19 protein-coding genes and 2 pseudogenes are annotated in these 21,848 nt (G+C 66.7%); 11 read left to right on the top strand and 10 right to left on the bottom strand.

Annotation, left to right across the window (positions count from 1 at the left end):
* Positions 1 to 30 precede the first annotated feature (30 nt).
* The 4 genes from AB1I47_RS03875 to AB1I47_RS03860 are packed head-to-tail and all read left to right on the top strand — an operon-like array spanning position 31 to position 6,381.
* Positions 31 to 1,332 (top strand): TolC family protein, encoded by a 1,302-nt coding sequence (locus AB1I47_RS03875; RefSeq protein WP_354682459.1) that lies wholly within the window; start codon positions 31 to 33, stop codon positions 1,330 to 1,332.
* Complete coding sequence (locus tag AB1I47_RS03870; RefSeq protein WP_354682458.1) at positions 1,329 to 2,879, top strand: efflux RND transporter periplasmic adaptor subunit; 1,551 nt, start codon at positions 1,329 to 1,331, stop codon at positions 2,877 to 2,879. The genes AB1I47_RS03875 and AB1I47_RS03870 overlap by 4 nt, the downstream gene beginning before the upstream one ends.
* Positions 2,876 to 6,046: an efflux RND transporter permease subunit gene (locus tag AB1I47_RS03865; protein WP_354682457.1), complete on the top strand. Its 3,171-nt coding sequence runs from the start codon at positions 2,876 to 2,878 to the stop codon at positions 6,044 to 6,046. The genes AB1I47_RS03870 and AB1I47_RS03865 overlap by 4 nt, the downstream gene beginning before the upstream one ends.
* Entirely contained in the window at positions 6,043 to 6,381 is a 339-nt protein-coding gene (locus AB1I47_RS03860) for a copper-binding protein (protein ID WP_354682456.1), read from the top strand. The genes AB1I47_RS03865 and AB1I47_RS03860 overlap by 4 nt, the downstream gene beginning before the upstream one ends.
* Positions 6,382 to 6,495: 114 nt before the next feature.
* Here AB1I47_RS03860 and AB1I47_RS03855 read toward each other — a convergent pair whose 3' ends face one another.
* From AB1I47_RS03855 to AB1I47_RS03825, 7 genes are all read right to left on the bottom strand, one after another.
* Positions 6,496 to 6,972 (bottom strand): ferritin-like domain-containing protein, encoded by a 477-nt coding sequence (locus AB1I47_RS03855; RefSeq protein WP_354682455.1) that lies wholly within the window; start codon positions 6,970 to 6,972, stop codon positions 6,496 to 6,498.
* Positions 6,973 to 7,061: 89 nt separating this feature from the next.
* Positions 7,062 to 7,493 (bottom strand): universal stress protein, encoded by a 432-nt coding sequence (locus AB1I47_RS03850; RefSeq protein ID WP_354682529.1) that lies wholly within the window; start codon positions 7,491 to 7,493, stop codon positions 7,062 to 7,064.
* A 165-nt stretch (positions 7,494 to 7,658) separates the two neighbouring features.
* A complete protein-coding gene (locus AB1I47_RS03845) occupies positions 7,659 to 8,477 on the bottom strand; it encodes an enoyl-CoA hydratase (protein WP_354682454.1) in 819 nt (272 codons plus the stop codon).
* A 39-nt stretch (positions 8,478 to 8,516) separates the two neighbouring features.
* The gene (locus AB1I47_RS03840; protein WP_407935793.1) at positions 8,517 to 9,932 is read right to left on the bottom strand and encodes an aldehyde dehydrogenase family protein; all 1,416 of its coding nucleotides are present in this window, start codon (positions 9,930 to 9,932) and stop codon (positions 8,517 to 8,519) included.
* A complete protein-coding gene (locus AB1I47_RS03835; RefSeq protein WP_354682452.1) occupies positions 9,929 to 10,699 on the bottom strand; it encodes an enoyl-CoA hydratase/isomerase family protein in 771 nt (256 codons plus the stop codon). Before AB1I47_RS03835 ends, AB1I47_RS03840 begins: the two co-directional genes overlap by 4 nt.
* Positions 10,700 to 10,702: 3 nt before the next feature.
* Complete coding sequence (locus AB1I47_RS03830) at positions 10,703 to 12,805, bottom strand: acetate--CoA ligase family protein (RefSeq protein WP_354682451.1); 2,103 nt, start codon at positions 12,803 to 12,805, stop codon at positions 10,703 to 10,705.
* Positions 12,798 to 13,802, bottom strand: a complete 1,005-nt coding sequence (locus AB1I47_RS03825; RefSeq protein WP_354682450.1) for a Bug family tripartite tricarboxylate transporter substrate binding protein — start codon at positions 13,800 to 13,802, stop codon at positions 12,798 to 12,800. Before AB1I47_RS03825 ends, AB1I47_RS03830 begins: the two co-directional genes overlap by 8 nt.
* A 127-nt stretch (positions 13,803 to 13,929) precedes the next feature.
* On the opposite strand from AB1I47_RS03825, the gene AB1I47_RS03820 reads away from it, so the two are divergent.
* Entirely contained in the window at positions 13,930 to 14,841 is a 912-nt protein-coding gene (locus tag AB1I47_RS03820) for a LysR family transcriptional regulator (RefSeq protein ID WP_354682449.1), read from the top strand.
* A 30-nt stretch (positions 14,842 to 14,871) separates the two neighbouring features.
* Here the strand turns inward: AB1I47_RS03820 and AB1I47_RS03815 are convergent, their stop codons facing one another.
* A complete protein-coding gene (locus AB1I47_RS03815) occupies positions 14,872 to 16,266 on the bottom strand; it encodes a hypothetical protein (RefSeq protein WP_354682448.1) in 1,395 nt (464 codons plus the stop codon).
* A gap of 481 nt (positions 16,267 to 16,747) precedes the next feature.
* On the opposite strand from AB1I47_RS03815, the gene AB1I47_RS03810 reads away from it, so the two are divergent.
* Positions 16,748 to 17,032 carry a hypothetical protein gene (locus tag AB1I47_RS03810; protein WP_354682447.1) on the top strand — a complete coding sequence of 95 codons (285 nt, stop codon included), beginning with the start codon at positions 16,748 to 16,750 and terminating at the stop codon, positions 17,030 to 17,032.
* 12 nt (positions 17,033 to 17,044) lie between these two features.
* Here AB1I47_RS03810 and AB1I47_RS03805 read toward each other — a convergent pair.
* Positions 17,045 to 17,329, bottom strand: a pseudogene (locus AB1I47_RS03805) (MlrC C-terminal domain-containing protein); the annotation flags it as partial.
* Between AB1I47_RS03805 and AB1I47_RS03800 the strand changes: the two are divergent.
* The 3 genes and pseudogenes from AB1I47_RS03800 to AB1I47_RS03790 form a co-directional block, all read left to right on the top strand.
* Positions 17,326 to 18,165, top strand: a pseudogene (locus AB1I47_RS03800) (LysR substrate-binding domain-containing protein); the annotation flags it as partial. The pseudogenes AB1I47_RS03805 and AB1I47_RS03800 sit on opposite strands and share 4 nt — an antisense overlap.
* Before the next feature lie 87 nt (positions 18,166 to 18,252).
* Entirely contained in the window at positions 18,253 to 19,092 is an 840-nt protein-coding gene (locus AB1I47_RS03795; protein ID WP_354682446.1) for an AraC family transcriptional regulator, read from the top strand.
* Positions 19,093 to 19,174: 82 nt separating this feature from the next.
* Complete coding sequence (locus AB1I47_RS03790) at positions 19,175 to 19,576, top strand: cupin domain-containing protein (protein ID WP_354682445.1); 402 nt, start codon at positions 19,175 to 19,177, stop codon at positions 19,574 to 19,576.
* Between the two features lie 20 nt (positions 19,577 to 19,596).
* Here the strand turns inward: AB1I47_RS03790 and AB1I47_RS03785 are convergent, their stop codons facing one another.
* Complete coding sequence (locus AB1I47_RS03785) at positions 19,597 to 19,779, bottom strand: hypothetical protein (protein WP_354682444.1); 183 nt, start codon at positions 19,777 to 19,779, stop codon at positions 19,597 to 19,599.
* 77 nt (positions 19,780 to 19,856) lie between these two features.
* Here AB1I47_RS03785 and AB1I47_RS03780 point away from each other — a divergent pair, with 77 nt between their 5' ends.
* Together AB1I47_RS03780 and AB1I47_RS03775 are read left to right on the top strand one after the other, a co-directional pair.
* Positions 19,857 to 20,183, top strand: a complete 327-nt coding sequence (locus tag AB1I47_RS03780; protein ID WP_354682443.1) for a porin — start codon at positions 19,857 to 19,859, stop codon at positions 20,181 to 20,183.
* 191 nt (positions 20,184 to 20,374) lie between these two features.
* Positions 20,375 to 21,712 carry an MFS transporter gene (locus AB1I47_RS03775; RefSeq protein ID WP_354682442.1) on the top strand — a complete coding sequence of 446 codons (1,338 nt, stop codon included), beginning with the start codon at positions 20,375 to 20,377 and terminating at the stop codon, positions 21,710 to 21,712.
* The last annotated feature ends 136 nt before the right edge of the window (positions 21,713 to 21,848 follow it).

The raw sequence follows: 21,848 nt of genomic DNA, 5'->3' as shown, positions 1-21,848 counted from the left end.
CGGGCAGCGGTCGTCGTTCCCGGAGGCTTTATGCTTTTTCTACGTCACTTGACCGTGGCGCTGCTTAGCGCGCCCGCCGTCGGCCTGGCGGCGCCGCAAGGCGCGCCTGGGCAATCCGCCCCTCCCCTTTCGCTCGCGGAAACCGTCGCCATCGCCAGCACCCATGCAGGCGATGCCGAATCCGCGGGTGGCGCCGTCGAAGCCGCCGGGCACATGGCGGTTGCCGCCGGCCGGCTGCCGGATCCCGTGCTCAAGCTCGGCATCAACAACGTACCGGTCAACGGCTCGGACCAGTTCTCGCTGAGCCGGGATTTCATGACCATGCGCTCCATCAGCGTGATGCAGGAATTCACGCGCGCGGACAAGCGCCGCGCCCGGGCCGCGCGCTTCGAAGCCGAGGCCGCTGCTGCGCAGGCGCAGCGCGCCGTGGGGCTGGCCGGCGTGCAGCGCAATGCGGTCAATGCCTGGCTCGACCGGTGGTATGCGGAGCAGGCCGGCGTACTGCTCGGCCATCACAGTCATCCGCTCGAGCTGGCACTGCAGGCGGCCACCGCGGCCTATCGCAGCGGGCGCGGCTCGCGTGCCGAGGTGCTGGCGATGGAACTGGAAATCCAGAAATTGCATGACCGCGCGGACGAGAACCGCGCCGCGCTGGCGACCACCACGTTGAATCTGGAACGCTGGATCGGCGCCGCGGCCAGGCGTCCGCTGTCGGTGCGGCCGCCGCTCGACGTGCCGCAGGGCGCCCTGCGGCTCGCCAGCGGCGAGTTCGATGCCGTTCCTGAACTGTCGGCTGCGCAGCGCGACGTGGCGCTGGCCGAATCCGAGATCGAGGTGGCAACGCAAGCCCGCAAGCCGGACGTGACGGTCGAGCTGATGTACAGCCAGCGCGGTTCGGCCTACGCCAATATGGGGTCGCTCAACGTGAGCTTCCCGCTGCCATGGGACCGGGGCAATCGCCAGGACCGGGAAATCAGTGCGCGGCTGGCGCAAGCCAACGATGCGCGGGCCAGGCTTGAAGTGGTCAGGCGCAATACCCAGGCGATGGTCGGCGCCAGGCTCGCCGAGCTGCAGCGCAACCTTGAGCGGCTGCGGCGTTACGACGACAAGACCCTGCCGCTGGCGCGGGCGCAGGCGGATGCGGCGCTGACGGCTTATCGCGCCAACACGGGCTCATTGCTCGCCGTTGCCGAAGCCAACCATCGCGCCATCGACACCGCCATGGATCGGCTGCTGCTCGAAGCAAAGACCGCGAAGCTGTGGGCCGACCTGAACTACCTGGTGCCCTTGCCCACCGCCCGGAGCGAAGCCGCAGTAGAGGAAGCAAAATGAAAAAACACGCCATTGCAGCAGCGGCCGGGCTGGTCGTCGTCTGCTTCGCCCTTTACGGCGCCTACCGGTTCGGCGTTACGCGCGGCACGCAGACCGCGCAAACGTCGACGACGCCCGGCAAGGAAGCCGCAGCGCTCAAGGCCGGCGACATCGATCCGAAGACCGGCAGGAAGATCCTGTACTGGCACGATCCCATGGTGCCTGGCCAGCGCTTTGACAGGCCGGGCAAGTCGCCTTTCATGGACATGCAGCTCGTGCCCGTCTATGCCGACGGCGAGGGCAGCGGCAGCGGTGTCACCGTCGACAGCCATGTCGCGCAAAACCTTGGCATCCGCACAGCCGAGGCAAAGCTGGGGCGGCTGGCAACGGTGCTGCAGGCGCCGGGCAATGTCGCCATCGACGAGCGCAGCGTCCACGTGATCCAGGCGCGCACCAGCGCCTTCGTCCAGCACGTTTCGGTGAAGGCAACCCTTGACCCGGTCCGGCGCGGCCAGGCGCTGGTGACGCTGTACTCGCCCGACTGGGTCGCGGCGCAACAGGAGTTCCTGGCTGTGTCGCGCATGGCAGGCAGTGAACCCCTGGGCGACCTGCGCGGTGCGGCCAGGGCCCGCATGCTGCAGGCGGGCATGACGCCGGCCCAGGTCAGTGCGGTCGAGAAAACGGGGAAACTGCAGCCCGGTGTTGCCATCGCCAGCCCGGTCGATGGCCTGGCGACCGAGGTGGCGGTGCGCGAGGGAATGACAGTGTCGCCGGGCATGACGCTGTTCCGCCTGGCCGATCTCAGCCAGGTCTGGGTGATTGCCGAAGTACCGGAAGGCCAGGCCGGCACCATCCGGCCCGGCGTGGCAGCCACGGTGCGGCAGAGCGGCGCGGCCGAGTCCATCGCCGGCAAGGTCGACGCCATCCTTCCCGACGTCAGTGCGGCGACGCGCACCGTCAAGGTCCGCATCGTCCTGCCCAACCCCGGCAGGCGCCTGTTGCCGGGCATGTTCGTGACAGTCGGTTTTGACAGCGCCGCACAGCAGCAAGCGCTGCTGATACCGTCGGAGTCAGTCATCCGCACCGGCCAGCGCAGTCTCGTCATGGTCGATGCCGGCCAGGCCGGGTTTGTTGCGGCCGACATCAAGACCGGCCGCGAGGCCGACGGCATGGTCGAGGTGCTGGACGGGCTGAAGCCGGGACAGAAAGTGGTGACGTCCGGCCAGTTCCTGATCGATTCGGAGGCGAGCCTGCGTGGCAGCGCGCAACGGTTGGCGGCCCCGTCCGCAGCGTCTGCCGCTGCCGCTGCCGCGCCGCCCACCGAGCATGAAGGCACCGGACGCATCGAGGCCGTGAACGGCAACGAAAGCCTGACCATCTCGCACGGCCCCATCCCGTCGGCACAGTGGGGCGCGATGACCATGGATTTCGCCGCGCCGCCCACCGGCCTGCCCAAGGGGCTGAAGCCAGGCGACCGCATCCGCTTCCGTTTTCACCTGGACCGCGACGGTGCGGCCATCCTGTCTTCGGTCGAGCCGTCTTCCACCGCGCAGGGAGCCAGGCCATGATCGCGCGCCTGATTCTGGCCTCGATCCGCAACCGCTTCCTGGTGCTGCTGGCCACGGTGATGCTGACCGCATGGGCATTGTGGGCCGTGCGCAGCACGCCGCTCGACGCCTTGCCTGACCTCTCCGATGTGCAGGTGATCATCCGCACGCCCTTCCCCGGCCAGGCGCCGCAGATCGTCGAGAACCAGGTCACATACCCGCTGACCACCACGATGCTGTCGGTACCCGGCGCCAAAACGGTCCGGGGCTACTCGTTCTTCGGCGATTCGTTCGTCTACGTCCTGTTCGAGGATGGCACCGACCTGTACTGGGCGCGCTCGCGGGTGCTGGAATACCTGAACCAGGTGCAGTCCCGCCTGCCCGCCGCGGCCCGGCCGGCACTGGGGCCGGACGCCACCGGCGTCGGCTGGATCTACCAGTACGCGCTGGTCGACAAGACCGGCCGGCACGACCTGGGCCAGCTACGCGCGCTGCAGGACTGGTTCCTGCGCTTCGAGCTGAAGTCGTTGCCAAATGTCGCCGAGGTCGCTTCGCTGGGCGGCATGGTGAAGCAGTACCAGGTGGTGCTGATGCCGGACCGGATGCGCGCCTACAACCTGTCGCAGGGCAAGGTGCTGGCGGCGCTTAAGGGCGCCAACCAGGAAGCCGGCGGCTCGGTGCTGGAAATGGGCGAGGCCGAGTACATGGTCCGCGCCGGCGGCTACCTGAAGACGCTCGACGATTTCCGGCAGATTCCGCTGGCGACCAGCGACGCCGGCATTCCGGTGCGGCTCGGCGATGTCGCGACAGTGCAGCTTGGTCCCGAAATGCGGCGCGGCATCGCCGAACTCGACGGCCAGGGCGAGGTTGCAGGCGGCATTATCGTGATGCGCTCGGGCAAGAACGCGCTGGAAACCATCGACGCGGTCAAGGCCAGGCTCGCCACGTTGCAGAAGAGCCTGCCGTCCGGCGTGCAGATCGTCCCGACTTACGACCGTTCGGCGCTGATCAACCGCGCGGTGCAAAACCTGACGCACAAGCTGGTCGAAGAGTTCATCGTCGTCGCGCTGGTGTGCATGCTTTTCCTGTTCCACCTGCGTTCCGCGCTGGTGGCCATTGTCTCGCTGCCACTGGGCGTGCTGGCCGCTTTCCTGGTGATGCGCTACCAGGGCATCAACGCCAACATCATGTCGCTGGGCGGCATCGCCATCGCCATCGGCGCCATGGTCGATGCCGCGGTGGTGATGATCGAAAACGCACACAAGCATCTGGAACGCTGGCACGCGGACAACCCCGGCCAGGAGCTGCCAGGAAACGAGCGCTGGAGCGTGATCGGCCAGGCCGCCGCCGAGGTCGGGCCTGCGCTGTTCTTCTCGCTGCTGATCATCACGCTGTCGTTTATCCCGGTCTTTACGCTCGAGGCGCAGGAGGGCCGGCTGTTCTCGCCGCTGGCTTTTACCAAGACTTACTCGATGGCAGCGGCGGCGGGCCTGTCGGTGACGCTGGTGCCGGTGCTGATGGGCTATCTGATCCGCGGCCGGATTCCCCCGGAGCAAGCCAATCCCTTGAGCCGATGGCTGATCCGCGCCTATCGCCCGTTGCTGGCGCGCGTGCTCGCGTGGCCCAAGGCCACCGTGGCGATCGCCGTGGTGCTGCTGGCTGCGACGGCGTGGCCGGTCATGCGGGTCGGCGGCGAATTCATGCCCCCGCTCGACGAGGGCGACCTGCTTTACATGCCCTCTGCGTTGCCGGGACTTTCCGCCGGCAAGGCCGCGCAGTTGCTGCAACAGACCGACCGCCTGATCAGGACCGTGCCGGAGGTCGCGACCGTGTTCGGCAAGGCGGGCCGTGCCGATACCGCGACCGACCCGGCGCCCCTCGAGATGTTCGAGACCACCATCCAGTTCAAGCCGCGCGACCAGTGGCGTGCCGGCATGACCACCGACAAGCTGGTGGAAGAGCTCGACCGCGTGGTCAGGGTGCCGGGGTTGTCCAATATCTGGGTGCCGCCGATCCGCAACCGCATCGACATGCTTGCCACCGGCATCAAGAGCCCGGTCGGCATCAAGGTGGCGGGCGCGGACCTGAACGAGATCGACCGCCTCGCAACGCGCATCGAGGAAGCAGTGAGGACAGTGCCGGGCGTCACGTCGGCGCTGGCCGAACGGCCGACCGGCGGGCGCTATGTCGATGTCGATATCGATCGCGTTGCGGCCGCCCGCTACGGGCTTAATATCGCCGATGTGCAGAGCGTGGTGTCATCGGCCATCGGCGGCGACAACGTGGGCGAGGTGGTAGACGGTCTGGCACGCTTTCCGATCAACGTCCGCTACCCTCGCGATTACCGCGACTCGGTCGAGCAACTGCGCGGCTTGCCGATCGTCACCGACAGGGGCCAGCAGATCGTGCTGTCCGACGTGGCGCGCATCCGGGTGGTGCAGGGGCCGCCGATGCTGCGCAGCGAGAACGCCCGCCTGTCCGGCTGGGTCTACGTCGACATACGGGGACGCGACCTGCGCTCGGCCGTACACGACATGCAGGCCGCCGTCGCCCGCGCGGTGCCGATGCCAGCCGGCTACTCACTGAGCTGGTCGGGGCAGTTCGAATACCTGGAGCGGGCCGCAGCAAAACTGAAGGTCGTGGTGCCGTTCACGTTGCTGATCATCTTCGTGCTGCTCTACCTGGTGTTTGGCCGTCTCGATGAAGCACTCCTCATCATGGGCACGCTGCCGCTGGCGCTGATCGGCGGCTTCTGGCTACTGTACGTGCTGGGCTACAACCTGTCGGTGGCGGGGGCGGTGGGGTTTATCGCGCTGGCCGGCGTTGCGGCCGAATTCGGCGTCATCATGCTGCTCTACCTGAAACAGGCCTGGGCCGCGCGCGAGCACAGGGGCGACGCCAGCCTGTCCGCGCTGCTCGAAGCCATCGAGGAAGGCGCCGTGCTGCGCGTGCGCCCCAAGGCGATGACTGTCGCCGTGATCCTTGCTGGCCTGGTGCCGATCATGTGGTCGCATGGCACCGGCTCTGAGGTCATGCAGCGTATTGCGGCGCCGATGGTGGGCGGCATGCTCACCGCACCATTGCTCTCGCTGTTCGTGGTGCCGGCGGTGTACCTGCTGATGCGCCGGCGCCGGACCACAAATCAACCAGCTTCTAACCAACCCTCTCTTCAGGAGAAGCCACAATGAAATCCGTCCAGACACTCGCATTTGTTCTTGTCTTCGCCACCACCCCGGCAGCCTTTGCGGCGGGATCGATGGCCGGCATGGACATGAAGGGCGGCGCAGCCTCGCAGCAGGCACCGCAACCCGTGGCGGCCGAAATCAAGAAGATCGATGCCCGCGCGGGCAAGGTTACGCTCAAGCACGGACCGATTGCCAATCTCGGCATGGGGCCCATGACCATGGCATTTCCGGTCAGGGACCGGGCTTCACTGAAGGATTTCAAGGAGGGTGAGGCGGTATCGGTGACGTTCGACAATGTCGATGGCACGCCGACTGTGGTGGAAATGCGGCGCAAATAGTGGGCGGGTCTCGCATTGCCACCTCGAAAATTGCCACCTCGAAAAAGTGACAAGTAAAAGCCCCTATGCCAGACAGCGCCGCTTCAGGAGAACCGGAGCGGTGGGGCAAGCTCATCAAGACAGCGGAGGCCCATCCGGAGCCGCAGTCGTTGGCGCGGCCCCGGGCTTGCGCAGCATCTTCTCGACCTCTCCCGCATGCAGCTCCTCGCTCTGGATCAACTGGCGCGCATACTCTTCCAGGGCGACGGAGCGGCCCTCGACCAGCGTTAGCAGCTCGCGGTACAGGTCCAGCCCCACCATCTCCGTCGCCAGCGATTCGCGCAGGATGGTGGCGATATCGCTGGTATGGCTGTCCAGCAGTTCACCGATGCCCAGCGAGGGATAAGCGCCAAGGGTCGTGATCCACTCCCCCGCCTGATGCGCGTGCAGCAGCGACTCGTCGGCTTGCTGGCGCAGCCACGACACGATCGGAATGCGGCCGAAACCGAATATCAGAAACGAATAGTGCGTGTAGCGCACAACGCCGGCCAGTTCGGCTTCGAGTATGCGATTCAGCACGCCGACGACCTTCTCTTTTTCGATTTCCGTCATGGCTTATCCCTCCCTGACGCATCCGGAAACAGTGAAAAGCGACGCGATCGCCATTGGGCCAACCAAAAACGGCCCGCGATCACGGCAACTTAACGATAGACGAGGACAGGAATGCTGCAGTGGGTCAGGACCTTCTGGGTTTCACTGCCCACCAGCAGGCTCTCCAGGCCCCGCCGGCCGTGCGATGCCATGAAGATCACATCGCACCCGTGCCTGGTGGCGGCATCGATGATTCCCTTGTACGGAACCGACGTGCTCATGTCGGTCTCGCATGTGACGCCCGCGGCCTCCGCGGCCGCGACCACCGCGGCCAGCCGGGAGCTTGCGTGCAGGGCCGCCTCTTCCTCGAACGCCTTGCGCCTGGGGTGGCCGGCGTCGCCCGACGCCACGTAGGGATACTCCTCCATGCACGTATAGGCGGTCAGCTTCACGCCATCCACCCTGGCGAAGTCGATGGCCGCGGCCATCGCCTTCTTTGAAAGCTCCGAGCCGTCGGTGGCCAACAAAATATGCTTGAACACGATTCCCCTCCATTGGCTGCTGGTCATGGTGCCCGGCCTGCGCGCAGGGCAAGGTTCAGTATGGACAAGAAATTCGTGTCTGGCAGGGGCGCGGTGCTGCCGGCGACTGATTCCTCCGCGGGGAGAAACAGGAGCAATCGGTAACGCGCGGTGCACCGATACCGATCACCGTCCGGTGAACCGCGCCGGCCTGCGCTCGATAAAATGCGCGACGCCCTCGGTAAAGTCCTCGCTCCGGATGCTCTCGAACATTTCGGCATTGGCCTCTCGCGTGGCTTCGGCCAATGACTGGAACGGCTGGTCCCACAATTGCCGCTTCATCACGCGGATGGATCGGGGCGAAACGTTCTCGGCCAGGTCGTCGGCATAATCGAGCGTCGTCGCCATCAGGGCGTCCGCATCGACCACACGGTCGACCAGCCCGATCCGCAGCGCCTCGTCGGCCGGCACCTTGCGCGCCGAGTACAGCAGGTCGGCCGCATGACCGGGGCCGACCACGCGCGGCAGCAGCCAGGAGATGCCGTGTTCGGCAATCAGCCCGCGGCGCGCGAACGCGGTGCTGAACGCGGCGTTGGCGCTGGCGAAGCGCATGTCGCTGTATAACGCGAACACCAGCCCCAGCCCCGCTGCCGCACCATTGACCGCCGCGATCACGGGCTTGCGCATGGCCGGGAAGTAGCCATAGCGGGTCTGGTAGTCGGCGCGCCGGTTCATGTCGAACGGCCGCATCCACTGCGCGGCGCGGATATCGCCCGGCGGCAGCACTTCCAGTTCGTTGATGTCCATGCCGGCGCAAAAGCCCTTGCCTGCGCCGGTCAGCACCACCACGCGCACGTCGTCGTCGCGATCGACCGTCTCCATGGCGTCGCGCAGTTCGGCCTCCATGACCTTGGTCAGCGCATTGAGTTTGTCCGGCCGGTTCATCGTGACCACGGCGATCCGCTCGCTTTTTCCGGCGCGAGCAACGGTAACCTGACTGTACATATTGCGAATCCTTTCGATGTCGTACTTGCGATGTCGTACCTAGGGAAGCTGAACGGATCTCGGCTCCAGGAATTCTTCCAGCCCGTAGACGCCGCCCTCACGCCCCACGCCGGACATGCCGAATCCGCCAAACGGTGCCGCGGGATTGAAGCGGGCGCCATTGACGTCCACCTGCCCTGCCCGCAATGCGTTGGCAACCGCTGCGCCGGCGTTGTCGTCGGCTGCCCAGACCGTGGCAGCCAGCCCGTAGCGCGTACCGTTGGCCAACGCAATCGCTTCGTCGACGCTGTCATAGCACAGCACCGCCAGCACCGGCCCGAAGACCTCCTCTTGCGCCAGCCGGCTGTCGGGGGCGACGTTGCCGTAAATGGTCGGCGCGACGAAATAGCCGGTGGCAGGCACGGGCGCATCGGCTCCGCCCGCGATCCGGTCGAAGCCGGCCTGCTCCGCTTGCGCGATATGCGCCTGCACGCGCTGGCGCTGCTGCGCCGACAGCAGCGGGCCGATCCGGGTCCCGGCGTCGGCGGGATCGCCGAGTTGCATGGCGGCCGCCGCCTGCGCCAGCAGCTGCCGGCACCGCGGGTAGTCCTCGCGCGCGACGATCAGCCGGGTGGTGGCGCTGCAGGTCTGCCCCGAATTGAGGAAACAGGAGCTGACGGTCGCCTTGACCGCCCTGGCGAGATCCGCGCCCGGCAGCACCACGGCCGCCGACTTTCCGCCCAGTTCCATCGACACACGCTTCATGTCGCCAGCCGCCTGCGCGGCCACCTTGCGGCCGACCGCCGTCGAGCCGGTGAACGACACCATCCGGATGTCGGGATGCGATACCAGCGCCTCGCCGACGGCCGCACCGCCAAGCACGATATTGAGCACGCCCGGCGGCAGCTTCGCCGCCTCGCACGCAGACATCAGCCGTGCGGTCACGGCCGGTGCCAGCTCTGAGGGCTTGAGCACCACAGTGCAGCCGGCCAGCAGCGCCGGCGCCAGCTTGGCGGTGATCTGGTGCAACGGGTAATTCCACGGCGTGATGGCGGCCACCACCCCGACCGGCACCAGCGTCACGCGGGAATTGCCGATCGTGTGCACGAAGGCGAACGTGTCGGCCAGCGCCGCGGTGGCGCGCCACGCCGCGACGGGCGCATCCACCTGGATGCGGCGCGACAGCCTCAGCGGCATGCCGACTTCGCGCGAGACCTCGTTGGCGAGCTCCGCCGCGCAAGCTTCCAGCGCGTCGGCCAGCGCCCGCAGGTACGGCGCGCGTCCGGCTGGGCCCAGCGCCTGCCAGCCGGGCTGTGCCCGCAAGGCCGCCGCCACGGCTTCGGCCACATCGTCCGCCGTGCCGAGACAGACTTGCGCCAACGGGGCTTCGGTCGCCGAATCGTAGACGCGGAGCGACTCGCCGCCCCGGACCGGGCAACGCACCCCGTCTATGTAGTGTTGGGTCAACTGCTTCACTGCGACTCCCTTGTATTGCGTTTGTTGAGGAACGCAGCCATCACGCGCTGCGGTTCGCCGTCGGCATAGCATTCGAGCTGCGCCCGGATCCCGGCCACGCAGGCGTCGTCGAATCCCGGCTGCGTCATGGCGCGAAAACGCTGCTTGGACAGCCGGATGGCAGTCGGCGGAAGTGCCGCCAGCGCCCTGGCCTGCGCGAAAGCCTGCGTCATCAGTTCGGGCGCGTCGCACAGCGCTGTCACCAGGCCGATGTCGAAGGCGCGCTGGCCACTGACCAGTTCGCCCGACAGCGACATCTGCAAGTTATGGGTGTGCCCCACGTGCAGCGTCATCAGATAAGAACCCACGATGCTTGCCAGACCTGCCTTGACCTCCGGCTGTCCCCAGCGGCTGTCTGCCGTGGTCAGCCGCCAGTCAGCGCACAGCGCCAGCTGGAAACCCGCGCCAGCGGCCACGCCCCGCACCGCGGCCACGCAAGGCTTGTCGAGGTCGCGGACCGCCTGGTACATCGCCCGCTGCCGGTTCAGCCAGGGCACGATCTGTTGCCACGTCACGGTGGCCGCTTCATCGAGATCCTGTCCGGCGCAGAACGCGCGTTCGCCGGCACCGGTCAGCACGACGGCGCGCACCGAAGGTTCGGCGTTGAGCCGGCCCAGTGCTTCGATCAGCTCTCCACGCAGCGCATCGTTGACCGCGTTCATGCGTGTCGGACGGTTCAGCGTGACGATCGCGATGTCGTGATCCTGTTCGACGCGTACAGCTTCCATGATTCAATTCCCCTTGAGTTCCACCACGGCATCGACCGCCATGACACCTTCGCCGGCCGCCATCACCATCAGCGGATTGATGTCGACCGATGCCAGCGCCGTGCGGTGACGCAATGCCCAGTCGCCGAGCGCCACCGCGGTCGCTGCCAGCGCGTCGAGATCGAGCGCCGGGATGTCGCGATAGCCACCGAACAGCGGCGCCAGCCGCAGCCGTGCGCAGGCCGTCCTGACGTCTTCGGCCGCAAATGGCGCCAGCAGTGTCACGACGTCCTTGCGGAGTTCGAGCAGCGTGCCGCCCTCCCCGATCATCACCAGCGGCCCGAACACGGGATCGACCGAAACGCCCAGCGCAAATTCATGGCGGCCCCTGATCATCGGCGCCACGACCACCCGCGGCGATGCCACGCCCAGCCCCTGCAGCATGCCGAGGCAGTGCTGCGCCGCCCGGGCCACGCTCGCCGCATCGGCCAGCCGAAGATGCACGAGGCCATGCTCGCTCTTGTGCGGGACATCCGCCGCACAGCCCTTGACCACCACCGGCACCCCGCCGAGCGCTTCGAACGCTGACACAGCCGCCTGCGCGCTGGCACATAGCCGGTGCGGCACGACCGGTACGCCGGCTTCGGCGAGCATGGCCAGGCTCCGGGCTTCGTCCTGCAAGCCGCTGCCCTCGAGCGGCCTGGCGTCGGGCCAGGCAGGCGCCTTCGCCATCAACGCAGCGGTGGCGGCAAGCCGATGGTGCGCGGCGTACTGCGCCAGCGCTGCAACGGCATCGGCTTCGGTGACGAACGCCGGCACGCCGTAACGCGCAAAGGCCTCGCGTACCGACTGTTGCGGCGCGCTGGCCAGCAGCGGCTTGGCGTGGTGCGCGCTGAAGGCGGCGGCGTCGCGCGCCAGCGCCTCGACGTCGTAGCCGGGACCCGCCACCGGAATGCCCACCATCACCATGTCGGCCTGCGGATCGGCGCCCAGCGCCTGGAGCACGCGCGGAAACATGTCGCCCTTGCCCAGCAGTGCCGCCGTCATGTCGAGCGGATTGCCGGCCGTGCCGAACTCCGGCAGGATCGCGCCCAGTTCGCGCAACGTCGCTGGCTGCAGTTCGGTCAGCGGCAGGTCGTGCCGTTCAGCCAGGTCGGCAGCCATGACGCCCACCGCGCCGCTATGGCTCATCACCACCGTGCGGCCCTGCCCTGGCGGGCGCTGCTGCAGGTACAGCGGCACGGCACGGACCAGTTCGCCGATATCGCGCGCACGCCAGATGCCGTGACGGGCCAGGAAGGCATCGATGGCCGCGTCGTTGCCGACCAGCGCGCCGGTATGCGAGGCCGCCGCCCTGGCGCCGCGCTGGCTGTTGCCGGCCTTGATCGCCACGATGCTGGCGCCACGCGCTCGGGCCACCACCGCAGCGCGGGCAAGCTGGGCAGGGTCGGAAACCGATTCAAGGTAGACCAGGATCAGCCGCACGTCGGCGTCCGCCGCCACGGCCGCGGTCATCGCGCAGGCATCGAGATCGGCGTCGTTGCCCGTCGCCACCAGATAGCGCACGCCGTAGCCGGCCTGGCGCAGCAACGCATAAGGCATGACGCTCGCCGCGCCGCTCTGGCTGATGATCGCGATCGGGCCATCCTGGGGCGCCACTTCCAGGAACATCGTCGAGAAATTAAGCACCGCGCCGCTGGCGAAGTTGGCCGTGCCTTGCGCGTTGGGGCCCACCACCCGCATGCCACTGGCATTGGCCACGGCCACCAGTTCCTGCTGCCGCCGGCGTCCCGCCTCGCCCGTTTCGGCGAAGCCCGACGCCATGATGACGGCAGCCTTGACGCCCGCGGCGCCGCACTGCCTCACCTGCTCGAGCGTGGCATCGCCGGACACGGCAATCACGACGGCGTCCGGCGTCTTGCCGATCGCACCGAGATCGGGGTACGCACGGTAGCCCTGGATGACCTCTCGCGCCGGGTTGACCGGAAACACCTCGCCCGTGTAGCCGAACGCGCGCAGGTAGTGGATGGGCCGTCCGCCCACCTTGTTGGGATTGTCCGAGGCCCCGATCACGGCCACCGATGCCGGTGCGAACAGGGCGTCAAAGGTCGCAGCAGTCTCAGTCAAGGGTCGCTCCCGATGCCTTGACCACCGGCGACCACTTGCCCGCGTCATGCTGGATCAGTTTCGAGAAGTCAGCCGGCGTACCCGGCAGCGGTCTGGCGCCGAGCGCGGCGAGCTGCTTCTGCACGTCCGCCTGGGCGAGCACGGTCTGCAGTTCGCTGTTCAGCCGGCGGATCACGTCGGGCGTGGTGCCCTTCGGGGCCGACAGGCCGAACCAGATCGTGACGTCGAAGCCCGGCAGGCCCGCTTCCGCAATGGTCGGCACCTTGGGCAGCGCGTCTGAACGCGTCGCGCCGGTCACGCCGAGCGCCTTGACCTTGCCCGTGCCGACGTACTGCACCTGGCTCGATACCGTGTCGAACATCATCGACAGGCGTCCGCCAAGCAGATCGGTGAACGCCGCGGCCGAGCCCTTGTAGGGCACATGGACAATGTCGATGCCCGCCATCGACTTGAACAGCTCGCCAGACAGGTGGTTGGAACTGCCGTTGCCGGCCGAGCCAAAGGTCAGCGTGCCCGGTTTCTGCCTGGCCAGCGCCACCAGTTCCTTCACATTGCTGACCGGCAGGTTGTTCGGCACTACCAGCACGTTGACGGTGGAGGCCACCGAGCCCACGGCATCGAACGACTTGACCGGGTCCACCTTCAGCGAGCGGTAGAGCCAGGGGTTGATCGCCATGGTGCCGGTGGTGGCAAAGAACAGCGTATAGCCGTCGGGTGCCGCCTGCGCGACGGCTTCGGTGGCGATGGTGCCGCCGGCGCCGCCCCGGTTGTCGATCACCACAGGCTGGCCGAGCTGCTGCGACAGGTGCTGGCCGATCAGCCGCGCCATCGCATCGGTGGGCCCGCCGGCGGGAAATGGCACCACCAGGCGGATCGGCCTGGCGGGATAGCCGGTGTTGGCGTCAGCAGTGGCGCTGAAGGCGGCCGGAGCGGCGGCGACCAGCAAGGCGCATAACGGCCGCCGGAGTGCGCGAAACACGGCGGAAAGGCACGGCATGTTGTCTCCCTATGTCTGGTAAGCCCTCTCTCAAGGAGGGGATGGCCTCAGTGTATGGAGTCCAGGGACAACACAAAAGAGTAGAATCGTCGATACCAGATATCGACATTTTGGATGGAGTGGCACCGTGAACCTGAAACAGCTCGAAACCGTGGCGCTGGTGGCCGAAGTAGGCTCGCTGTCGCGGGCGGCACGGTCACTGGGGATCGCCCAGTCGCTGGTGAGCCGCGCCATTGCCCAGATCGAAGCGGAATGGGGCGACCGGCTCTTCGACCGGACCGGCCGGGGCGTGGTGCTGTCGGAGTTCGGCCAGCGGATCTTCCCGCATATCGAGTTGCTGCTGGCCCAATCGGCACGGCTACGCGACGAGGTCAAGGACGCGGCGGGCGTTCCTTTCGGACAGGTCAGGATCGGCGTGCTGCCGTCCATGGCGCCGCGCCTGATTCCGGCGCTGTTCGAGGACTTGCGCGCCACGGGGCCGGGTGTGCGCCTGCGCGTGGCCGAAGGGTTCAGCGGACAACTCGACGAGGAACTGGAATCGGGCCATCTGGATCTGGCGGTCATCAACCGCTATGGCCCCGGGCCGCGCCAGGACGAAGACGTGCTTGCGCAGGTCGCCACCTACCTGATCTGCGCGCCGGGGCATCCGCTCGCCGGGAAGCCCACCGTGCCGTTCCGCAAGCTCGACGGCATCCCGCTTGTGCTGCCGCCGGCTCCCAACGGGATGCGATCTATCCTCGACCAGCACGCGCGCCAGCTCGGCATCTCGCTGGAGGTCGCGCTGGAAGTGGAATCGCTCAATACGATGAAGGAGGTCGCTCTTGCCGGTGGCGCGCTAACCCTCCTTCCGATGCTTGCCGTGGATCACGAAGTCGCCACCGGACGCTTGTCCGCCGTCGAGATCATCGAGCCGCGCTTGCCGCGGACCATTGCCATGGGCGTCACGCGGCATCATCCATTGTCGAGGGCGGCACGACTCGTTCTTTCGCGACTCCATGACCTGGTGCCTGCAGTGGCAAGGAGCAGCACTGCCGGCTAGTGATAGTCCCTTGCCACTGCCTGGGCGGCTTCACGACAGATCCTCCACCCGCGCGCGTTGCGAGCGGATCTCCTCCGGGCTCAGAACGATATAGCCCAGCGACTTCAGCAACTGCACCGCCTCCAGCTCCGCATCCAGGTACACCGCCCGTTGCGGCTGGCGCGCGCGCGGCGCGGCCGGCGGCAACGCCGCGCCGGCGTGCGGCTCGGGCGCGGCGTTGGCATCGGACCATCGGGCCGTCAGGATGCGGCAATGCTCCACGTTGGCCGTCCACGAGACATCCACGGCGGCATTGAACCTGGCGGTGCAAAGCCGCAACCGCTTCAGCGCCTTGAGCCAGCTGACGAAGCCATCGCGCTCCGACGGCTGGTACCCCTTCAGCAAGATATTGAGATAGTCCTGCGCGGTCGCCCCGGCGGCTACGGGGTCGTCTTCCAGCAAGGAAATCTCAAGCGCCACGCGCTGGCGCCCGCTCTGGTCATAGATCGTGCATTCGCTGTCCAGCACGCCTTCGCGCAGCAATTCGCAGAGCAGTGCCCACGCCCTTGGATTCTTGTCGAGCCGGCCTTCGAGGGTCGGATCGATCTGGGCGAGAAGGTCCGGAATGGGGCGCGCCTCACCCGACTGGACTGCCAGTGCGAAGGCCATCGCGTTGGCAGAGGGCTTGTCACCGCGGGCCAGAAGCTGCAACGACGCTTCCCGGAGTTCGCGGACTTCCGCGGCGGTATCGCCGGCATGCATCCATGCATAGTCTTCCAGGCTTGTGCACAACTTGCGCGACGCCCTGGCAAGCTGGCCGGCCAGCGTCTGGACAAAACTCATGCAGACCGCGCAGCGGCATTCCAGGCGCCCTGCATGCAGGAAACCGGCGTACAGCCGCTCGTGGTGACCGCAGTGCGTACATTCGAGTGAAAAGCCGCCCTGTCGCGCCGGCCGCTGCATGGCGACCAGCCCATCGACCTGATAGTGCGCCAGTCCGTCGCAGCATGGACAAATCCAGCGCAGCTTGTGCGCGCCGTCACGAGGCGACACCGCCCGGTCGAACTGGCGCTCGATGGCGCTGCGGGGAATGCCCTGCGCCCGGCCGACCACATCCGCCGAGTAACGCCAATAGCAATATGTGTGCGCGGCGGCGGCGACCTCCGGGGACAGGCGCTGCAGTTCGGGCAGCCGACGGGTGTTGCACCGGATCTCGTCCGCCATCGCGTCGACCAGCGCCACGCCGCCCGGCATCATCGCCTCCAGCGCGGCGCGGCTCTGCTCCAGGAACTCGGGCACGTGCACCCGGCGGATAAAGTCCTCGTTCTCGAGCCAGAAAAAATGGCCGGGAAGCACTTCCAGCGCCTCGACGCCTTCCCGGACTTCCGCCATGCCCGGGCAGGCGAGAAAGGTGAACGGCTTGCTAAACAGGAATGGATCGGTCATGTGGCTGTCAACGGCGTAGCACGCCCACGAGCGTAAAAAGCCCCGTGTGCGATAGACTCACCCCGTGACTCGGCCAAGGCAATCGCACGGAACGCGCAAGCTTGCTGGCGCGGTCCGTTCCGGGGACTTCCCCCTTCTTGTTTTACAGATTCGTCTGCGGGCAACGCAGATGTGAATCTGCCACATGGAACAGCATAGGCGACACTTCCGCCTCGTTACAGGGGAATCGGGGTGCCTTTCATAATGAGAAATAATGACCTTCGGCCCTGGCACCGCATTCCCGCTGTCGAAGTAAAAGAATGCGGGTTTTTTCTTCCCTCCGGTCGCGGGGGCAACGCGTTGCCTGTATGGGACAGTAAGGCGAGTGCAATCAGGGTGCACCATCCTTGACCTTCCACTACCCCGAGAGTTGCCTCCTACTAAGCCAGTCGTGACCCGCATCCTCCGCTTCGCTCTTCACTGCCTGGCAACCGCAGCCCTCATGTCCGTCAGCGCCGCGCATGCCACCGATATCGATTGCGATCCGTCGGCCACGGCTGCCGGCGCCACCCGCGCGTCGCGGTTGATCTGCGAATCGGCGCTGTTTTCCATGGGCTACCAACGCATCTATGCCGATCAGCAGCGGCTGCTCAAGACAGGATCGATTACCGAGGCAGACATCGCAGCGTTCCGGAAAAAGCGCGACAGTTGCGCCTCCGCTTCCTGCCTGGATGCTGTCTTCCGGGAGTGGAGAGCGTTTGCGGCCCAGGCACGGAGCAAGCCGTAAGCGGCAGGTGAATCAGCCTTGAAAGGGCTGGCCCATCGGCTTGAGACGAATACCCGGCGCCAGCCGCGTCCAGGGCAGGTCGGCAGGATCGGCGGTCATCGGGCCTGGCGCCTTGGCCACCAGCACCGCGTGTGCGATCGCCTGGAAGTCGGCGCGGAAATGCACCGAGCTCTTGTTGACCAGGATCTTCATGGCCTCCGGCTCCACACCGGCCATGCGAAACAGATTACGGTCCAGCATCTGGGCTTTGCCTGTGCTGACCACTACATGGACGCCATCGATACGCAATAGCGCTAGAAGACGAAGTCGGCGCGCCACTGTTCGATCGCCATGCACGCGGCGTCCAGCCGACTGAAGTCGCGTTGCATCTGCTCGAGTACTGGCGCGGCTGCCGCGCACAGCAGGAACTCTTTGAAGACCGTCTGCAGGCATTGCGCGGCCTGCAGCATGGCGAGGTGCGCATCGCCACGAGCGAGGGCTATGTCGACGGACTGATGGACGACGTGCTGACCGATTTCTGCGCGCGCTATCCCAGGCTCGATGTGACCGTCGATATCCTGCCGGTGAACAACGTGCTCCAGGAAGTGGCGGAAAGCCGCGCGCATATCGGCCTGGCCTACAACCCGCCTTCGCATGCCGACATCGCGTGGGTTGCCACCTCTTCGCAACCGGTGGTGCTGCTGGTGCGGGCGGGGCATCCGCTGGCACGCCGGGGCGGCAAGGTTGACGTGCACGAACTGGGGGATTACCCCTTGGCGATGATGCCCCCGGCCTTCGGGCTCGGGCAGGTGGTGCAGATGCTGGCCTACGCCGAAAATATCCAGATCCGCCCGACCCTAACCACGAATTCGCTGGCCGTGCTGCGTCACTTCGTAAAGCGCCATGACGGCATCACGCTGATCGGTGCGTTTGCCGCCTATCGCGAATTGGAGGCCGGCGAGGTGGTCACACTGCCCATTGCGCATCCGCTGTTCGAGGCCGCCAAGGCGCGTCTGCTGGTGAGGGCTGGCCGCCCGCTGGGCGTGGCGGCAAATACGCTGCTGGACTGCATCCTGAGGGATATGCCGATGTTCGCGGCGGCCCGTTCGCGGCATCGGGGCAGGACGACATCGGGCAAGCCGGCTCGCCGGTGAACGGGAACTGAGCGCATGCGATCGCTGTCGCTGATGCTTCGCCGCTGTCGCCAGCGCAACCGCATGCCTCCCAGTAGAATCCCCGCCATGACCCGACGAAATGCCCCCAAACCCGCCGACTGGGTGCTTCGCGCCGAGCCAGCCGACGGTGTCGAAGGCATCGAGGCCTTCTTTGAAGGCAAGGCCTATGGCTGGCACCGGCACGATACCTATGCGATCGGCCGGACGCTGGCCGGCGTGCAGAGTTTCAACTATCGGCGCGGCATGCGCCATAGCCTGCCGGGCCATACCATGGTGCTGCATCCGGACGAGCCGCATGACGGCCAGGCCGGCACCGGCGAGGGGTTCCGCTATCGCATGGTCTATGTCGAGCCGGCGTTGTTCCAGGCGGCGCTGGGCGGCAAGGCGCTGCCCTTTGTCGAGGGCGGCGTGACCACGGATGCGCGGTTGTCGCGCGCCACCGAGGCGGTGCTCGGGCAAGTGTCTCGCCCGCTCGAGCCACTGGAGCTGGGCGACGCGCTAGGCGAGCTGGCGCATGCGCTCGCCGCGGTCTCCGGCACCGTGCCGGCGCGTGCCACGGCCGACTATGCCAGCGCCGTGCGCGCGCGCGACTTCCTGCATGCCAACTGGCAGCGCGTCGTCACGCTGGAGGAACTGGAGGCCGCCACCGGACGCGACCGCTGGAGCCTGTCGCGCGATTTCCGCACCTTCTATGGCACCAGCCCCTACCGTTACCTGACCATGCGCCGGCTGGCCGCCGCGCGCGGCATGATGCTGCGCGGGATGACCCTGGCCGACGTGGCTGCAGGCGCCGGCTTCGCCGACCAGAGCCATATGACGCGGCATTTCACCAGGACCTATGGCATGCCGCCGGCGCGCTGGCTGCGCATTGCCGGCGGGGATGGAGGTGATGGCAAGCGCGGCTGACGCCGCGCGCACAATCGTTCAAGACGGGGTGGTCCCGGCTCTTGTACGCTCTCTCCACAGTCCAACCACCTGGAGACAGCCCATGCAAGATGCATCCCCACAAGCCCCCGCAACGCGCGGCCAGCGCACCGTGATCAACCCGCTCGCCAAGGCCCGCATGATCGACGGACAGTGGCTGCCGCGCGTGATCGCGGAAATGAACGACTACCAGTTCAAGGTGGCCAGGATCGAGGGCGATTTCGTCTGGCACCAGCATGCCGAGACCGACGAGACCTTTATCGTGCTGGAGGGCGAGTTGCGCATCGACCTGCGCGACGGTGCGCTGGTGCTGCGCGCCGGAGAGATGGCGGTGGTGCCCAAAGGCGTCGAGCACAAGCCGTATGCTGCGTCCGAGGTCAAGCTGCTGCTGATCGAGCCGCGCGGGGTGGTGAATACGGGCGACGCGCAGGGCGAACGCACGGCACCGAATGATGTGTGGATCTGAAGGGGGAGCCTGGCACGTCGTCAGGCGCGAGCCTGCGGGTCTGCGCACGCCGCCAGGCTGTTGCTCTCGAGCAGCGCTTCGGTCAGCATCGTCGCCAGCGGCACGATAACCGGCTGCAACGCGGGGTTCTCGACGATCACGGCGATGCTCGCCATGCAAGCGGCGACCCACTCGCGCCGCGCGTCGTTGAGGACTTCGGTCACGATGTCACGGTAGGCGCACGGGGCATCATGACCAGCCTGAACGCCGCAGTGCTGGTCACTGAGCCTACCTGGCGGGCGTGTCCTACGACTTCAAGGTAGTCAAGCTGTTCGGCCAGTACGCGCAGTCGGACAACAGCTTCAGCACGCTGAGCCCGCTACGCAACCGCACCATGCAGGTGGGCGCCAGCGCCCCGCTCGGGCCGGGCTCCCTGATGGCAACCTGGGTGCGTACCTGGCAGGGCGGCAACGAGACGCTGGGCTCGGCCCGCCGCGACACCACCACGCTGGCCTACGACTACCCGTTCTCCAAGCGCACTGACCTTTACGCCGCCTGGCGCTATGACAAGGTGACCGGCCTGAATCCGGGCAACACCTTCGGGCTGGGCCTGCGCCACAAGTTCTAGTGGCAGCCTCGGCGCCTCCAGTCGAGGCGCCGACCAGATTTCCTTCGTCGCTCCAAAAAAAATATTTCCACAATCATATGTTTATGCCTAAACTATGCGGAACGACAACAAGTGCGTGGCGACGATCGCGCGAAACAGGTTCCCTGGCGGCCTCTCCGGTTCCCTATCCGCCACCCATCAGGAGACAGACAATGACCCCAGCTGGCACCATTCAGCCCTGGCGCCCCGCTTCTCGCGCGACCTATACCGTACTTTTCGTATGCTTCCTTGCGATTCTCTTTGAAGGCTATGACGTCGGCGTCATGGGAGCGGTACTGACCACACTCGCCGACGACCGCAACTGGAACCTGACGCCGCTGGAACTCGGTGCCCTCAGCAGCTATGCCCTGGTCGGCATGTTCTTTGGCGCCTTCCTGATCGGCACGCTGAGCGAGATGATCGGCCGCCGCCGCATGCTGCTGCTGTGCGTTTCCTTGTTCTCGCTGACCATGCTGGGCGCGTCCTATGCACCGACGCCCGCCATCTTCGGCGTGCTGCGGTTTATCGGCGGGCTCGGCCTCGGTGGCGTCATTCCCGTCGCCGCCGCCCTGACCATCGAGTACTCGCCGCCGCACCGCCGCAGCTTCAACTACGGGCTGATGTACTCGGGGTATTCCGTCGGCATTCTTTGCGCCGCACTCATTGCGATGTGGCTGTTGCCCAGTCTTGGCTGGCGTGGCGTGATTGGCCTGGGTGCGCTGCCCATGGTGGTGATACCGCTGATGGCGTGGCTGCTGCCCGAGTCGCTTGAGTACCTGGTCGGGCAAGGGCGGATCGATGAAGCGCAGGCATTGGCCAGTCGCACTGGCCATGGCCGGCTGCCGTCACAGGCCCGGCCCGCCAACGGCGCCACCCGCGCCACGTGGCGCGACGTGATGTCGAGCATGTTCGCCCGCAAGCAGTTGCGCGCAACCGCATGCTTCTGGATCGCACTGTTCTTCGGCTTGCTGCTGGTCTACGGCCTCAATACGTGGCTGCCGACGATCATGCGCAAGAATGGCTATGACCTCGGCTCCAGCCTTTCCTTCCTGGTTATCTTCAGCCTCGCTTCCGCGGTGGGCGGCCTGTTCCTGGGCAGCGCGGCCGACAGGATGGGGGCGCGTGGCACCGTCGCGATCTTCTACCTGATCGGCGCTCTCGCCATCGGCGCGCTGATGTTCCGCAACTCCGTTGCCGTCAATTACCTGCTGGTTGCGCTGGCAGGCGTTGGCAGCGTCTCGGCATCCCTGATCCTTACCGGACACCTGGCCGGTTACTACCCGCCACACGCACGGGCCGCGGCAACAGGATGGGCCCTGAGCTTCGCGCGCTTCGGCGCCATGAGCGGCCCGCTCGTCGGCGGCTACGTGGCCGGCTCAGGCCTGAGTTTCGGCTGGAACTTCATCACGTTCTCCATCGCCGGCCTTGCCGCTGCGCTGGCTGTGGCGCTGCTGCCATCGGCACGGCAACCAGTCGTCGTAGCCCGCGCCGGCCGGCAAAGCAACGCATAAATCGCCTGAGGAAGGCCTTCGGCTTCCGCGGAAGCCATCCCCGTACCTCGAGCTTCGTGCATACATATGATTATGGAAATATTTCTGCTTAAACTATATTTGTCTCACTCCAGGGTGAGCGTCAGGATGAATAGCC

Source organism: Cupriavidus necator (genome assembly GCF_040578825.1).
Taxonomy (GTDB): Bacteria; Pseudomonadota; Gammaproteobacteria; order Burkholderiales; family Burkholderiaceae; genus Cupriavidus; species Cupriavidus necator_E.
The sequence above is the reverse complement of the archived record's forward strand: the minus strand, read 5'-3'. Positions and strand labels throughout refer to the sequence as shown.